The sequence below is a fragment of the Anabaena azotica FACHB-119 genome (genome assembly GCF_014697625.1).
GTDB classification, from domain to species: Bacteria; Cyanobacteriota; Cyanobacteriia; order Cyanobacteriales; family Nostocaceae; genus Trichormus; species Trichormus azoticus_A.
This window is the reverse complement of the sequence record NZ_JACJSG010000034.1, coordinates 1-15,635: the sequence shown is the minus strand read 5'-3', so window position 1 is coordinate 15,635 and position 15,635 is coordinate 1. Positions and strand designations below refer to the sequence as shown.

Here is a 15,635-nt window from a genome sequence, read left to right as displayed (position 1 = left end):
CATCAAACTAACTGTAGGGTGCGTCAGCACCAATAATTTCCTACACATTCTGTGGATTTTCCACATCTGACGCACCCTACCCCAAGTGCCAATTGCGTAAGTCCTGGTCAATTGTCAATCAACTAATGACAATTTAGTAACCGATGATGTGTAATACATCACGCAGAACGCTATAACCTGCTAAATCCCACAGTAAGTAAGCTAAAAAGCCGATCGCAGCTAGGCGACCATTCCACAATTCCGCTTGGGGATTCCAACCAAAGATGAAAGCATTACGATCTACGCCGTTATATGCTGTAGCAACTGTTGGTAAATCGGTAGCTGGACGAGTTTCTTGAGTAGCCATTGTTTTTTCTCCTAAATAAATTGTTTTTTAGTAAATATTTAATTTTCTAATAACCGATGAAGTGTAATACGTCGCGCAGAACACTATAGCCTGCTAAATCCCACAATAAATAAGCTAAGAAACCAATCATGGCAAAACGACCATTCCAAAGTTCAGCTTGGGGAGTCGAACCAAACAGGAAAGCATTACGATCTACGCCGTTATACTCTGTAGCAACTGTTGGTAAGTCAGTGGAGGGGCGGGTTTGCATTTGCTTGTTCCGAATCAAATCATTTGTTACTTAACTTAACTTTAGCTATTAATCAGTCAACTGCTTTCCGTCAATGGACACAAACTATAGCCACTTCTAGCGGACGATAGCTTGAGGCATTTTTATACTGTTAAATACCCCTCCAGATGGTGATAAAAATAATATTTGTAAATAAATGTAAATCTCTAATATTTTTACCTTGATAAACAGCTAATTTAAAGAAATAAATTATCTAACAATAAGTAATTAGAAATAAAACGGACATAACCTTAGCTAGCAAGCGTTTTCACCCGATTTTATCAAGATATTATTAGAAGATTGCTAGCCTTAAACAATATAAATTCTATCTACCGTAGGATATAGGTTTCAAACTTTGGAGGGATGTTTTGATGTACTAAATTCTTGGATTCTGTAAGCAAGAACATTTGGGTATTGCGATAGATACAGAAACTGCAGATTTTGCTGACGAAATTCTAAATCCATCCAAATTTATATTGCTTAGAAGAAGGAAATACATACAATGTTTCAAAGTACGGAAATTACACTGGAACTCTTCCGGCCCCTATGGTGGGCGGCACAGATTCCAGTGGATACTACAGGTGTTACACCAGCACAGGCTTCGGTGCTGACTTCAGGGCCGCGCTTTTTTGTGGCTTTACTGTCTGGTGTCATTTTAGCTTTCGCCTTCCAGCTAGTATTAACTAACCTCTCCGTTGCCGCAGGTATTTCTTACTTGGGGCGTTCATCTGATTCAGACTCACATACAGGGGAGTCAGGAAGTTTTGGCGGCACTGTTCGCAAGATTGGTACGGCTGTGGGGTTGTGGACATTAATCACTGTGACCATCGCCTTATTAATTGCATCTTTCCTCGCCGTTAAACTTAGCCTAGTCATTCTCGACCCCAGATTGGGTGCAATTCTTGGTTTAGTCATTTGGGGCGCATACTTTTTGTTGCTGATGTGGGTGAGTTCCACAACAGTTGGTTCCCTCATCGGTTCGGTAGTTAACACCGCGACCTCTGGCTTTCAGGCAATTATGGGAACAGCCACAGCCGCTTTAGGTGCAAAGGCTGTGAATCAGCAAGTAGTAGCTACAGCCGAAGCCGCAGCAGCAGCCGTGCGTCGGGAATTGGGCAGTGCAATTGATCCAATCAGCATTCGCGAAAACATAGAAGATTATATTGAAAAACTGCGTCCACCAGAATTAGACATATCTAATATTCGCAGTGAGTTTGAAAGGTTACTAAATGATCCGCAAGTAAAAGCGATCGCCGGCAGTCCCGACTTACACAATATCGATCGCCAAAAGTTCATCGACCTAGTTAGCAGCCGTACCGACCTTTCCCAGCGAGATACCAAGCGCATAGCTGACACCCTATACAAAGTTTGGCAGCAAACCGTGTCTCAACACCAACCTACCCAAGACCATTTGGCTGAGTTGGTTGATTATCTCAAATCACTCCCACCCGGACAAGCTAAAACTGATGAACTCAGCGCTAAATTGGATAGGTTAATTGCTGAAACCCGTTCCTCTCAGGAAGCTGACCAAAAATCTGCCCCAGTAGGGCCAATTCAAAGCAGCATCCAGCAAGGGATATCCGCCTTAACTGGGGTTGCTTTGGGGAGAACAGACTTGTCTGATTTAGATGTAGAAAAAATCTGGCAAGCACTGACCACAGCTAAAGACAAAGCCACAGAAAAAGCAGATAAATTAGGCTTACCCGTTCCCTCACAACCCTACAGCCCCATTCGGGCGGATGTAGAGAACTATCTGTCAAACACCTATGCTTGGCAGTTGAGTGAACAAAGAATTGCCGAAGAGTTCCGCGATGTTATCTATGACCCAGCCGCCGACCCTGGTACAGTACGCCGGGAACTAGAAAGGCTTTCTCGTCAAGATTTCGTCAATATTCTCCAACAACGGGGACTTCTCACCCAATCCCAAATTCAGCATATAGCTGACAGACTAGAAGCTGTACGTCAAGCGGTGCTAGTGATAGTCGCAGCTGAAGAAGAAAGGGAAATTACCCAAGATTTGCAACGCCGCATCGAAAGTTATCTGCTGGTTACTAGTAAGGCAGATTTGACTCCCGAAGGGATTGAGAGAGATTTCAAACCCATATTGGCAGACCAAGATGCAGATTATGAAACCCTGTCCCGGCGATTGGTAATCGTTGACCGTTATCCCTTGCAGCAGATATTGCTAGAACGCAATGATATGCAGCCAGGGGAACCAGACAGAATTATCGATGAGTTGGAAAGACAGCGCGATCGCGTCCTCTTAGAATCCAAGAACCTGGCAGACCAAGCCAGATATCAAGCCGAAACCCTGTGGTTGAATGTCGAGTCATATCTGCGTAACACTGGCAAAAGTGAACTAAACCCCGATGCTATCCGCGCTGACCTGAAAACCTTATTGTCTGATCCCCAAGCCGGAATCTCTGCAATTCGGGCGCGGTTGTCTCGCTTTGACCGCGATACACTTGTACAGTTGCTCAGTCAACGCCAAGATATTAGCGAAGACCAAGTACATCAAATTATCAATACTGTGGAGGATTCTTGGCATAATGTCCGCCACACACCGCAAATAGTAGCCGACAAAGCCAAAGAACAATACGACTCTGTGACCACCACCATTTCCGACTATCTGCGGAAGACTGGTAAAGCAGAACTCAACCCCGAAGGAATTCAACGGGATTTAACTAGACTGTTTGAAAACCCCAGAGAAGGTGCAGTTGCTTTGCGTCGTCGCTTATCGCAAGTAGACCGGGATACCTTAGTTAAATTACTCAGCCAACGCCAAGACTTGAGCGAAGAACAAGTCAATCAAGTAATTGACTCTGTACAGGGTTCCATCCGCAATATTATCCGTGCGCCACGTCGTTTAGCTACTCGTACACAGCAACGAGTACAGACATTCCAAGCTTATTTGGAAGAATACTTACGGCAAACTGGTAAGGAAGAACTCAATCCAGAAGGAATTAAGCGTGACTTGCAACTCTTGCTGCATGACCCCAGAGTGGGTGTAGAAAGCTTGAGCGATCGCCTAGCTCATTTTGACCGTTCTACCATTATCGCCCTGCTGAAGATTCGCGAAGACCTCAGCGATGAGGAAGCCGCCAGAATTGCCGATAATATAGTCTCTGTAAGGGATCAATTTGTTGAGCAAGTGCGGAGTATCCAACGCCGGATTCAAGACGTAATTGAGGGCATTTTCGCCCGGATTCGCAATTACCTCAATGGTTTGGAACGTCCCGAACTCAACTATGATAGTATTAAGCGTGATGTGCGTACTTTATTTGAAGACCCACAGTCCGGATTCGATGCTTTGCGCGATCGCCTGTCTTCATTCAACCGTGACACCTTAGTAGCCATTGTTAGTTCCCGCGAGGACATCTCCCAGGAAGACGCTAACCGGATTATTGACCAAATTGAAAGGGCGCGTAACACCGTCTTACAACGCGCCGAACGCCTACAACTAGAAGCGCAACGCCGTCTAGAAGAAGTCAAACATCAAGCCCAACGGCAAGCCGAAGAAACCCGTAAAGCCGCAGCCTCAGCCGCTTGGTGGTTATTTGCCACAGCGATAGTCTCAGCCATTTTCGCCGCCATAGGTGGTGCGATCGCTGTTGTTCTGGTCTAGGTCAATCAGTTGTCTCCGCTCTATATTTCCACCTCCCACCAAGGGAGGTTTTTTCATTAGTCATTAGTCATTAGTCATTAGTCCATAGTTGATAGCTCTCCCTCATCCCCTTCACTCCCCAGGCTTTCCCGAACGTTTACCTATGATAGAGGAATTATTTTCTCTAACTACCTAATATTACTATTATAGGAGTATAAATGCAGACAAGGCTGCTTTTGAATTATGGATTTTAGGTACAAGTGGAAGAATGGAAAACCACCCAGTCGAGATGCAGCGATCAGGGAAAAACACTTATTAGATGAGGGTCAGTTTCATAGTGAACAAGACCATAAGTTAGCAGAAGAAGCCGCAAGGAAACATTTGGGCATACCTCTGCTCACTCCAGATGAGGAAACCTCTACATTACCTCATGCTGCTCCGCCTGATAGAAAAATATGAACTACTCACTCTTACAACGTTATCGGGGTGAGTTTCTACATCCACCCCAGTAGAGTTGAATTTTTGACGCTTCATTTGCCCTAGTTGCTTCATGCTTCCCGCAGATGAGCCAGTACGTGAGGTAGAGCTAGTGACATCAGCATCTTCGAGGGTAGTTCCTACCCCCGGTAGATTACCTTGAGCATAGTAAAGCATAACTTCGGCAGCAGCAATATCACGGTCTTGAAAGTATCCACAAATCTCACAATTATGAACCCTGATATCAAGAGTTTTCTTGTGCTGATGACCGCATTTAGGACAGGTTTGACTAGGTTTTACTTTTTTGGTTGGGACTTCAATAAACACACCACCAATTTGTTCAACTTTATATTTGATGGTACTACGAAGCATCCCAAACCCAACATCAAGTATTGACTTATTCAAACCTGCTTTTTGCTTTTTGCGCTTACATTTTTTAGCTTTACTAGACATATTCTTGACTTCTAGTTTCTCAGTGGCAACGAAGCTATTACTGCTGATTATTTCTACTGCCACCTGATGAACCCAATTTTGTCGTTGATTAGCAACTTGACGAGTTAGTTTACTAACCTTACTTTGGGCTTTTTTCCATCTTCTAGAAGCTTGAACTTTTTTCTTTGTGTTTGGTGATTGCTTCCTTCTTTTATCTTTAGAAGCTTTTTTGATTAGATGTTCAGCATTTCTCAAAAACTTTGGTGCTTTAATTTGTTGATGACTTTCGCCATCAGTAATTGAAAGTGCTGACTTACATCCTAAATCTATCCCAACAGCACCAGTTGGTAAGACATCTGGTTTAAGAGCTTGGTCTAATACTTCAACCGTAATAGATGCGTACCATTTACCATTACGATAAACAACCGTACAAGTAGTAGGTGTTCCCCAATATTTAGCTTTGCCACGCATCTGAATACGTCCAATTTTAGACAGATTCAAGTAACCATGTTCACCATTAGATTCTACAGAATACCCAGTTTTAGCTGGATAAGTCCAACCTGAGTAATGACGAATTGATTTATATCTAGGACGTTTACCTAAGCCTTTGAACCAACGCTCAAAGGCAAAATCGACACGCTTCAAAGTTGCTTGTAGAGCCTGTGAATTGATTTCTTTGTACTCTGTCCAAATCTCCTTAAATGCAGGTAAACAATTCTGTTGCTCGAAATAGCTAACAGAATGATTGAATTTTTGATATTGAGTAAATCGGTTATATACCGCAGCGTTGTACAAGTCTTTGTGGAGCTTTCGGTGATACCTCAAAGACTGCTCTATTTGTTTATTGGGGTATAACCTGAAAGTCATCCGTCTTGTAACCACTGATTTAGTTGTCTCCTAAAATGAATTGTTCTATGATATTACAGTTGACATACAGGCTTGTCAAGTGGTTATCAGAAAAGGTTCTCATTCTGTTTTTTTAGGTTCACCTGCATTTTGTATTTGTCACTAAGTACAGACGCAAAACAATAACCGCACCAATACTGGAACGGTTGCATGACATATTTGCTAATGTTTGCATAAAAACTAAGTGCAGACTAATTGAATTTTCAGGAGAAATAGACCAGGTTCATTGCTAATTGATTTCCATCCAGATAATAATTTATCTGCTCTTGTAGGTAGTCTAAAATCAGCGTCTAGTAGAATTATTCAGAAAGAGTTTTCAGAGCATTTATCTACGTTCTATAGAAAACCTGTGTTTTGGTCTAGTTCATATTATGTTGCTTCCACTGGTGGCGCACCTATTGAAAAAATCAAGCAATATATACAATCGCAAGAAAAACCAGAAGATTGATTGGCTACTCCGCACTACGTGCCGCTACGCGAACATACATACCATTTCCTTATCAACCAAGAGGATTGATTTTAGTCAGGTATGCAATCGTCGTAGCCCGCTATTCATCCCCACCTTACTTCGTTGTTCGCGTAGCGTCTCGCAGAGAAGGTGGGGACTTTCGCTTGTCGTTAACAGGGAATTAGGAAATGGGGAGTTGTAGGAGATGAGAAGCAGAGGAGCAGGGGAGAAAAACTAATGTCAACTGACAACTGACAACTGACAATTAGGTAATAAATCCCCCCTTGCCAGGTAAAACAGGGGGGGTGTATGGAGCTAAAGCCCGGTTGGGCAATCGGGCTATTAGTTATTTAGTATTTATTGGCTTTAATTTAATTCCCCCTAAAGATAGAGAAATATACACTAGGAAATAGGGAAGGGGAACAGGAAACAGGCTGAAAATTCGTGCCTTAATTAAGAAAATATCCACCGTTACATATTAGCAACAGGTAGTATCTGTAGGATGGGCTTTCCCTAGCAAAATCATGATACGAGCGTTTTCATAATTTACTCTTTCACCCTTCCCCTTTTCCCGGTCAAGTCCAGGCATATTTTTTCGGTTGAATACTACTGGACACAATTATTTAGAAGACGCATTTCGACACTTCTTGAGCTTCAGTGCGGCGCTGCGCTCAATGCTCGTTAACCTTATTAGAAGAGGGTTGAGTTTCGACTACGCGGTAATCGAGCGCAGTCGAGATTCAACTTCCGCGTAGTCGAAACCCGGCGATCTCAAGTTAGGTTTAATTTATTCTTTCTACTGAGTAACGGGTAGATTTATAGTTATAATTCGTCAGGTGATCGGAACATTTATCTATTTAGTATTTATAATCTAAATAAAAACTCTACCAATAGAATGATATCTTGCACCTTCTCAATAAACAGGTGGCTCCCTGCACTCCCCACCCTAAAAAATAATAAGTTTTCTAGCCTGTTATTTTGTCAATAAGATAGTGGTGCAAGATGTAAGTAGAGAGATAAATCATATTATTTTTTATAAAAGTGTAAATAGGTAGCCACAAATAAACCCAACTATGTAAAGAAAAATAAATCAGCATAAAACCCACTTTCCTCCTGCCTCAAAACCTACAGCTTTGTACTTGATGCAAAAGAAAACATCTGTAGATTTTGCCATAAGAGCGTCAGTCAGTTGGTTTTTTGCTGTTGCCTGTTCCTGGTCATTTCTTAACTATCGACAAGCTCAATGGCAATTGAACTGTAAAGGTAGTCAAGTTGTGACTACTTGTAACCTCAATTGTCCCTTGAATATACTGCACAAGTTTTTTCACTAGTGTTAATCCCAAACCTGTATCACTACTTGGAGCATAATCAATCATTGGCAGTTGGTAAGATTGTTCAAATACTGATAATTTCTCTGTAGTTTTCTTAGGAACAATTCGGTAAAAAGGTTCAAAAATTTGCGATTGTTCCGCTAAAGGAATTTCTACCCCAGAGTTGTTAATTCTGATTTGAAAATAGGAAGATGAAGCAACAGAAGATAAATCAGATTGAGTATCTTGAGTCTTGAAAGATTTTGATTTTTGGTAGAAATGAACCGTGACGGTAATTCGCTCATGAGGAGGAGTATATCTGCAAGCATTAAGTAGTAGTTCCGAAACAATTCTAGCTAAGATATTTACATCAGAAAATAAAGCTGGCAAATTATCAGCAATGTTAACTTCTAAAGCTTGTTTGTGAGCTTGGGCAATTTCTTGGAAGTCCTTAACAATTTCCGGTAGCCAAGATTGAAGATGAATAGGAACTAATTCTAAAGGATAAGTTTCTGTATCCATGATTCGCATATTGAGCAAATCATCTACTAAGTTTAATTCTCGTTCACACTCATGACGGATAATACCTAGATAGCGACCTATAGATACAGAGACAGGAGGAACTGTGGATTGCAAAATATCCTGCTGATTAATGACATTTTCTAGCATAGAAATTGCCATTTTGATATTTGATAACGGTGTTCTCATTTCGTAAGAGGTAGCCGTTAAAAAATCTTCTTTCAATTGATTAAATCTTTGCATTTCCGCCATTTGAATTTCTAGCTGTCGATTGCGTTCAGCAGCAAGGTTCCGTTCTTCTAGGAGTCGGCGTTGAGTATCATCCCGAAAAACCATGACTGCGCCAGTAATCTCACCATTGTTGTTACGTAGGGGAGTGGCGCTGTCAGCAACGGGAATCATTGTCCCATCTTTGGTGACTAGGAGAATGCGATCGCCTAAATAAACAGTTGTTTCTTTCTCAATAGCAGAGATCATCGGATTTTGGATGGAATGCAAAGATTGTTCGTCAATCAAACGCAAGACATCAGTTAAATTTTGGTCTTTTGCATCATTAAACCGCCAGCCTGTGAGCGCTTCGGCTATTTGATTCATGTACTTAACGCGCAACTGGGTATCCACAACAATCACCCCATCTCCCATACCCCGTAGCACAGAACTTAAAAATTGCTCACGTTCATAGCGATTAAGAGCGGTTTGAATGGCGACGTAAAGTTCTTGTTCTCTGACGGGTTTGAGAATATAACCAAAAGGGAAAGTGAGAGTTGCTCGTTCTACAGTGCTTTGATCAGAATGTCCTGTCACGTAGATGATGGGAATTTGTAGATTATGCCAAATTTGCTCTGCTGCTTGGATACCATCTTTCTCACCCCGTAGCCTGATATCCATCAAAATTAAATTTGGTAATAATTGGGTTGATTTCTCTATTGCTAATTCTGCGGAATCTGCTATATCGACAACTGTATATCCGAGTAATTCTAAACTTTCTTGGAGGTTGATTGCCAAAATATATTCATCTTCCACAATCAGCACTCTGACTGTGCGAATTTTATGTGTTTCTGTACAAATGTTAGTCATGCTTATACTCTGCTTGATATAGAAGAAATTTTAAATTCAGTGCCAACTTGGCTCTGAATTTCCAATTTACCCCTTAACTGCTTGACTAAACCCTGAACTAGAGTTATGCCTAGTGTTTTTGCCTTTTTGTTATCAAATTCCGCAGGTAAGCCAATACCATTATCTTGAACAACAAGTGTCAAGGACTGATCCTTTTCTTGGAATAACCTGACTTGAATTTCACCCCCGCGATTATGCGGAAAGGCGTATTTTAACGCATTAGAAACCAGTTCATTGATAATCAAGCCGCAAGGAATAGCGGTTTCGATATCCAAGCTGACATCCTCGACTTGAATATTCAGTCGAATACAGTTGGAACTAACATTATAAGAGTCAAATAGGTGAGTTGTTAAATCTGGAATATATTGAGCGAAATCTATATTAGCTAAATCATTGGAGCGGTACAATTTTTCATGTACCAGAGCAATTGAAGCAATGCGGTTTTGGCTATCACGTAATATGTCCCTTGCTTGAGAGTCTTGGGTACGTCTGCTCTGCATTTGTAACAAACTACTGACGATGCCTAAATTATTTTTGACTCGGTGGTGAATTTCTTTGAGAAGTACTTCTTTTTCTTTAAGATAAGCTTTAATTTTTTCCTCTGTTTCTCTTTGCTCTGTAATATCTTGTTGAACAGCGACTAAAACTGTGCCATATTCAAGATGTTCAAAAACAGATGTTGTCGCTCGACACCAAAAAGGAGTGCCATTTTTTTTGACATTTTGCACTTCATAGGTAGCCTCACCATCTTGCATCACAACAACTGCGATCGCCTCATAAACTTCTGTTGCTTTAGTATTCCCATCTTCATAGTTAATAATCGAGATATGCTGACCAATTAATTCACCTGCCTCATAACCAAATATTTGGTCAAATTTGGGATTAGTATAGACAATCACAGCATCATCAGCGCGAATTAAGCATAGTCCCTCTGCCATATTACGAGTAATCACAGCTTGTAGCTCTAACATCTGTTGAGCGCGTTTTTGTTCGGTGATGTTAATGCTACTACCAATAATCCGGTATACCTGTGAATTTTCGTCTTTTAAAGGAGTCAAGTTCGTAATCCACCAAGTATCCTGATCGTGGAAAAATATATATTCTTCATAGGTAATGGTTGCTCCAGCCTCCACACAATTTTGATAATGGTGGCGCACAGATGCAGCTAAAACAGGTGGAAGAACCTGCTCTGGAGTTTTACCTTGTAATTCCAGAGAAAGCAAACCTGTGATTTTTTCGTGAGTAGGGTTTAAACCCATATACCGAAAATCACCATCAACAACATCGACGACAAAAATAGAATTAGCAACGCCATCATATATACTACGTAAAAACTGTTCTTTTTGCTGAAGTTCTTGCTCGGCTCGCTGGCGCTCACTAATATCTATAACCACACCCAGCATTCTCACAGGATTTCCGGCTTCATCATAAATTCCATGTCCTTTTCCAGCTAGCCAGCAAACCTGACCATCAGGATGAATCACTCGATATTCGGCTTCATAAGTGGTCTGTTCTCTGAGTGCATTCTCCAGATTCTGCTCAACAAGGTTAATGTCTTCTGGGTGAACAGCATTACGCCATAATTGATAACTAGCTGTTAATCTTCCTGGTTCCAACCCTAAAAGACGATAGTGATTATCGTTCCAGATAACTTCATTGGTTTGAATATTCCAGTCCCAGGTGGCAATGTTAGTATATTCTAGAGTGAGCCGCAATTGCTCTTCACTTTTGGTTAAGGCTTCTTGAGCTTGTTTGCGGCTAGTAATATCCTGAGCAGTTCCGTAAAGACGAGTTACTATTCCTTGGGAATTAAACTGTGCGTGTCCAATGGCTTCCACGTACATCTTAGAGCCATCAGCCTTGAATGCACGCAGAACCAATTTGTAAGATTCCCCTGTGGAACTTGCCCTTTCCACAGCTTGGTGTAGTTTCGGCTGATCCTCTGGGTGATAAAATTGCAAATGATCCAAATAATTTGGTACTTCTAGTGCTGGATCTCGTAGAAACAGATCAAACAATCCCTTCGACCAAGTAATTTTGCCAGTAGCTAAGTCATAATCCCAATTACCCAGACGAGCTACTTGTTGGGACTCGGCTAAACGTGCTTCACTCTGGCGTAAAGTTTCCTCAGTGTGCTTAATGTCGGTAATATCAACAACCAACCCATCCCAAATAACACGACTATCTGGTAATTGGCGAGGAGTGGAACGAAAATGGAGCCATTTTAACTGACCGCTAGGCGTTTGAATGCGTAATTGAACATCAAATATAGATAAATTCAGGCGAGACTCATTAATAGCTTGTTCTAACCTTGGTGAGTCCTCTGGAATAAACTGACAAAAGAGCAAACTTGAATCTCTCAGAGCATCTTCTGCCTTAACTTCCATCAGTCTTTCAATTCCCGCACTTAGATAGATGAAGCGATCGCTCCCATCTAATTCCCGAACTACCTGATATACTGCCCCATTAGGTAGGTTATCGCCAATACTCCGCAACATCGCTTCTCGCTCATGCAAGGCAAATTCCGCCTGTTTACGTTGACTAATATCCGTAACCCGGACTAAATTAATTGCCTTACCAGCCACGCAAATTTGTTTAATAGCTAGGTTTCCCCAAAAGGAGTTCCCCCGCTTGGTGAGATATTCAATTTCTTGAATCCAAAATTTTTTGTGATTAATTTGTTCAATAATTTGAGCTAGCTCATCAGGGGTGAACTGTTGTTTTTGGAGAGTTTGTCCTTCTATCCCTATCAGTTCGGCTTTGCTGTTAGCGGCGAATAGTTCCACCGCTCGTTGATTACAGTCAGTAGTGAGGAGTGTGGTGGAGTCTACCAGAAACAGCGCATCCGCAGAACCGTTATAAACGCCTTCTAGTAAATCTCGACTGTGAACAATTTCCAATTCAGCCAGTTTGCTATCAGTAATATCTTGAGTTGTACCCAGAATTTTACTAGGACAATGATTCTTATCCCTAGCAAAAACTACCTCCCGTGACCTCAACCAGCGCCAAGTACCATCCTGATGCTTCATGCGGTACTCAGTCGTCAACACTTCGCCATTCTCTGCATTTTGCCACTGCTTGAAGTTACGTTCTAATAGGGGTAAGTCATCAGGATGCAAAACATCCAAAAAAAACTGAGCGCCTTGTTGCTGAATTTCTTCTGGGGTATAACCTAAAATCTCCTCAGACTGGCGATTAAGATAAACATTACTACCTGTTACTGGGTCAAATATGTATAAAAGTTGAGGAGAATGACTAATAACTTGCTCAATAAAATGTTTACTCTCCCGCAGTTGCGCCTCAATTTGTTGCAGTTCGGACTGTGCGGCTTTTTGTTGTGTGATATCTTTAGCCAAGACAAATCTTGCTGGCTTCCCTAACCAACTGATGATATGAGAATTAATCTCTACATTGATCTCAGTTCCATCCTTTGTGCAGTGTTTTGTTTCACCTATAAAGAATGCAGAAGCAGTGGCGTTAGATATAGAGTCTAGGAAAGTAGGTACATCCTCACGGGGACGAATATCACAAAGTGTCATTGACAGAAATTCGGCTTGGGAGTAACCATATTTGTAAATTGCTGCCTGATTGACAGCCAAAAAACGCAGTGTTTCCGAGTCAAAAATCCACATGGGATTAGGATTATTTTCAAACAACAATCGATATTGAGCTTCTGATTGTATTAAGGCTGTTTGAGTTTGTTTGCGTTCTGTAATATCTGCCAGTGAACCAACTAATCGGATGGGATTTCCTTGTTCATCCCAAACGGCTTTAGCTCGTGAACAAAACCATCTGTAGTCTCCATCTTTGCGCCGCAGACGATACTCGCTGTAATAAAATGGTATTTCCCGCCGCAAATAAGCCGCTTGCGCCGCCATCACGCGCTCATAGTCATCAGGATGAATGCGAATGCTCCATTCATCATCAAAGCTACTCAGTTCGTGGCGTTCATAGCCCAACATCTCAAACCAACGGTCTGAGCGATAGGTATGATTAGTAGATATATCCCAATCCCAAATTGCTTCCTCTGTGCCGGCGATCGCTAATTGCCATCTTTGTTCACTGTGGCGTAATGCGGCTTCTGCTTGCTTGAGTCCGCTAATATCAATATTAGTCGCTGTGACAACCCAGCAGTTGGCTTCTGAGTCATAGCGAGAGGTGTAGGTAGAAGCAATCCAACACAGAGAACCATCTTTGTGATAAAATCTATACTCCAAATTAAAGGTTTTACCTGCAAAAATATCTGCATAACCAGGTATAATCACTGTTTCTTGATCCTGTGGATGTACTCGTGACAACCACAATCGCTTATCTCTAAGTAATTCCTCTGGTGTGTAGCCAAAAATGGTTTCACAACCCACAGAATGGTATTCATATTCCCAATCACAATTGGGGAATACACGGAAACTAACGATCGCTGTGCCAATGGCGCTATTGAGAATATCGTTCAATCTCTCTTTTGAGACGTGATACTCAGCCTCCCTTTCGCAAAGTAACTGAGATATTTCCTCTCTCTGGGCTATTTCTTGTTCTAGTTGTGCTGTTTTAGCCTGGTCTAATGTCACCACACCCAGCAGCTTTCCCTGACTGTCAAGCACGGGTAAATGACTAATTTCATTTTGGTGGAAACACTGTATTATTTTGGGTAAATCCTCAAGCTCTGCCTCATTGACAGTAATTACAGGTTGGCTCATCAGTTCCCCAACAGACATATCTGCGAACGTCTTTTGCTGGGCAATGCTGCCTATGATATCTGTTTGCGTAATAATACCGATAATTTTTTGCCGCTTCACAATTAGTACACAACTGCTCTCGACTTGATACATCTGCGCGATCGCTTCAGCCACTGGTGTATTTATTGTTGCGATCGCCAATGGTTTTTGATAATTTTCCTTCAACAGATGCAGCCAACGATTATTCATCAAAGTGTTACTGTCATTAATTGTCGTAATTAATAATTTACTTCTTGAGTAACTACAAATAGTTAAAATTGTAATTTTATTTTCATACATTTTTTAAATTAATAGTATACAAATCACTCCATCCACAAAAGCATACTTTCAAGAAACACATTCGGTGGAGTGAGAGATAGGGATGAGTTCTAAACCAAGAGCCTGAGCTTTTTGCTCTTAGTTTTTGAGCATCAGTTCCTGGTATTTTTGCTCATAGTAGTCCATACCAGGATCAGAATATTGTCCAGCAGTGAGCCACATCTGGTAAAACAAACGAGCCAGTTTGTGAGCAGTAGCAGTAATGGCTTTGGGTGCGCCCAAGCGAGAACGTAAACGGTGTAATTTTTGTAACCACTGGCAGTCTAACACATCTGTTTTACGCCCAGGTACTGTTTTAACGTGGTGAGCATTGACTAATTTGACCTCAAAACCCTTGGCTTCTAAAATTTGAAACACCGGAATCCAGTAAACTCCTGTTGCTTCCATTGCCACAGTATCTATTCGGCACTCCATTAACCAATCGGCCATTGCAATTAAATCAGGAGTAAAACATCCAAATCGGCGAACATTTTTGTCAGTTCTATCTGCGGGTACACAAACCCAATGTTCTCCACCACCAAGGTCTATACCTGCTGCATTCTGGTTAATTTCTTCTAAAGTGGATGATACTTTTTCCGTAAGTATAGGCTGGTTATAACCTTGATTTGGTGGCAATCTCATGACTGCAACTCTGATATGCTTATTATGGATAAGTCCTGACCTGGGGATGGATTTATAGATAATCTTTCAAACGGGATAGGAAACTTTTCCTTCACCAATGTCATAGCCATCAAGCCCCAGAACCATGCTCCTAATCAGGCTCAACACACTATTGTGGGTTCGGTCTTAACTGTCAGGATAATTATTAATGTACCCGTTAATTAGTCGCCTCAAAATAGTTTCTTTCATTCATAGCGGGTGGCAGCGCCGCCAGTGCGGCTGCTCCTAAGAAACACAGGGGTGTAGGGGTGTAAGGGTATAGGGGTTAGGACTTACGCATGAAAACGAAAAATCAAGGGTTTGGACAAGGGTATAGGGGTATAGCGCAAAGTCTGAGCGCCGGCTTCCGGCGCTCAGAACTTTGTAAGAGAGGGGTGTAGGGGGGCTTTCAAGGGCAGGTTTTTTGTTTAAGCAGAAGAGAAAGCGGTGGGGCTTCTCCAAGATTCAGGGAAGAAGCTACCAACAGGCAAAGGTTGACCAAGTAACAAGGCGACAATG

Annotated in this window: 8 protein-coding genes and 1 pseudogene; 3 read left to right on the top strand and 6 right to left on the bottom strand. The window is 41.7% G+C overall.

The features are described from left to right. Positions 1 to 133: 133 nt before the first annotated feature. Together H6G83_RS22475 and H6G83_RS22470 are read right to left on the bottom strand one after the other, a co-directional pair. Entirely contained in the window at positions 134 to 346 is a 213-nt protein-coding gene (locus H6G83_RS22475; protein WP_190476195.1) for a high light inducible protein, read from the bottom strand. Between the two features lie 46 nt (positions 347 to 392). Next, positions 393 to 596: a chlorophyll a/b-binding protein gene (locus H6G83_RS22470; protein WP_190476194.1), complete on the bottom strand. Its 204-nt coding sequence runs from the start codon at positions 594 to 596 to the stop codon at positions 393 to 395. A gap of 520 nt (positions 597 to 1,116) precedes the next feature. Here H6G83_RS22470 and H6G83_RS22465 point away from each other — a divergent pair. Then, positions 1,117 to 4,239 (top strand): MFS transporter, encoded by a 3,123-nt coding sequence (locus H6G83_RS22465; protein WP_190476193.1) that lies wholly within the window; start codon positions 1,117 to 1,119, stop codon positions 4,237 to 4,239. A 222-nt stretch (positions 4,240 to 4,461) separates the two neighbouring features. Beyond that, positions 4,462 to 4,677, top strand: a complete 216-nt coding sequence (locus tag H6G83_RS22460; RefSeq protein ID WP_190476192.1) for a bromodomain-containing protein — start codon at positions 4,462 to 4,464, stop codon at positions 4,675 to 4,677. On the opposite strand, the gene H6G83_RS22455 is transcribed toward H6G83_RS22460, so the two are convergent. Further along, a complete protein-coding gene (locus H6G83_RS22455; protein WP_242044753.1) occupies positions 4,642 to 5,994 on the bottom strand; it encodes an RNA-guided endonuclease InsQ/TnpB family protein in 1,353 nt (450 codons plus the stop codon). The genes H6G83_RS22460 and H6G83_RS22455 overlap by 36 nt on opposite strands. Positions 5,995 to 6,073: 79 nt before the next feature. Here H6G83_RS22455 and tnpA point away from each other — a divergent pair. Next, positions 6,074 to 6,481: pseudogene (tnpA, locus tag H6G83_RS22450) on the top strand (IS200/IS605 family transposase). 1,217 nt (positions 6,482 to 7,698) lie between these two features. Here tnpA and H6G83_RS22445 read toward each other — a convergent pair. The 3 genes from H6G83_RS22445 to H6G83_RS35485 form a co-directional block, all read right to left on the bottom strand. Beyond that, the gene (locus tag H6G83_RS22445; RefSeq protein WP_190476191.1) at positions 7,699 to 9,387 is read right to left on the bottom strand and encodes a hybrid sensor histidine kinase/response regulator; all 1,689 of its coding nucleotides are present in this window, start codon (positions 9,385 to 9,387) and stop codon (positions 7,699 to 7,701) included. A gap of 2 nt (positions 9,388 to 9,389) precedes the next feature. Then, positions 9,390 to 14,438 carry a PAS domain-containing protein gene (locus tag H6G83_RS22440; RefSeq protein ID WP_242044752.1) on the bottom strand — a complete coding sequence of 1,683 codons (5,049 nt, stop codon included), beginning with the start codon at positions 14,436 to 14,438 and terminating at the stop codon, positions 9,390 to 9,392. Between the two features lie 117 nt (positions 14,439 to 14,555). Beyond that, the gene (locus H6G83_RS35485) at positions 14,556 to 15,098 is read right to left on the bottom strand and encodes an IS110 family transposase (RefSeq protein ID WP_242044750.1); all 543 of its coding nucleotides are present in this window, start codon (positions 15,096 to 15,098) and stop codon (positions 14,556 to 14,558) included. Positions 15,099 to 15,635 lie beyond the last annotated feature (537 nt).

Excerpts from the sequence above, each read along its gene's own strand:
- H6G83_RS22475 (WP_190476195.1), bottom strand. The coding sequence starts at position 346 with ATGGCTACTCAAGAAACTCGTCCAGCTACCGATTTACCAACAGTTGCT.
- H6G83_RS22470 (WP_190476194.1), bottom strand. The coding sequence starts at position 596 with ATGCAAACCCGCCCCTCCACTGACTTACCAACAGTTGCTACAGAGTAT.
- H6G83_RS22465 (WP_190476193.1), top strand. The coding sequence starts at position 1,117 with ATGTTTCAAAGTACGGAAATTACACTGGAACTCTTCCGGCCCCTATGG.
- H6G83_RS22460 (WP_190476192.1), top strand. The coding sequence starts at position 4,462 with ATGGATTTTAGGTACAAGTGGAAGAATGGAAAACCACCCAGTCGAGAT.
- H6G83_RS22455 (WP_242044753.1), bottom strand. The coding sequence starts at position 5,994 with ATGACTTTCAGGTTATACCCCAATAAACAAATAGAGCAGTCTTTGAGG.
- H6G83_RS22445 (WP_190476191.1), bottom strand. The coding sequence starts at position 9,387 with ATGACTAACATTTGTACAGAAACACATAAAATTCGCACAGTCAGAGTG.
- H6G83_RS22440 (WP_242044752.1), bottom strand. The coding sequence starts at position 14,438 with ATGTATGAAAATAAAATTACAATTTTAACTATTTGTAGTTACTCAAGA.
- H6G83_RS35485 (WP_242044750.1), bottom strand. The coding sequence starts at position 15,098 with ATGAGATTGCCACCAAATCAAGGTTATAACCAGCCTATACTTACGGAA.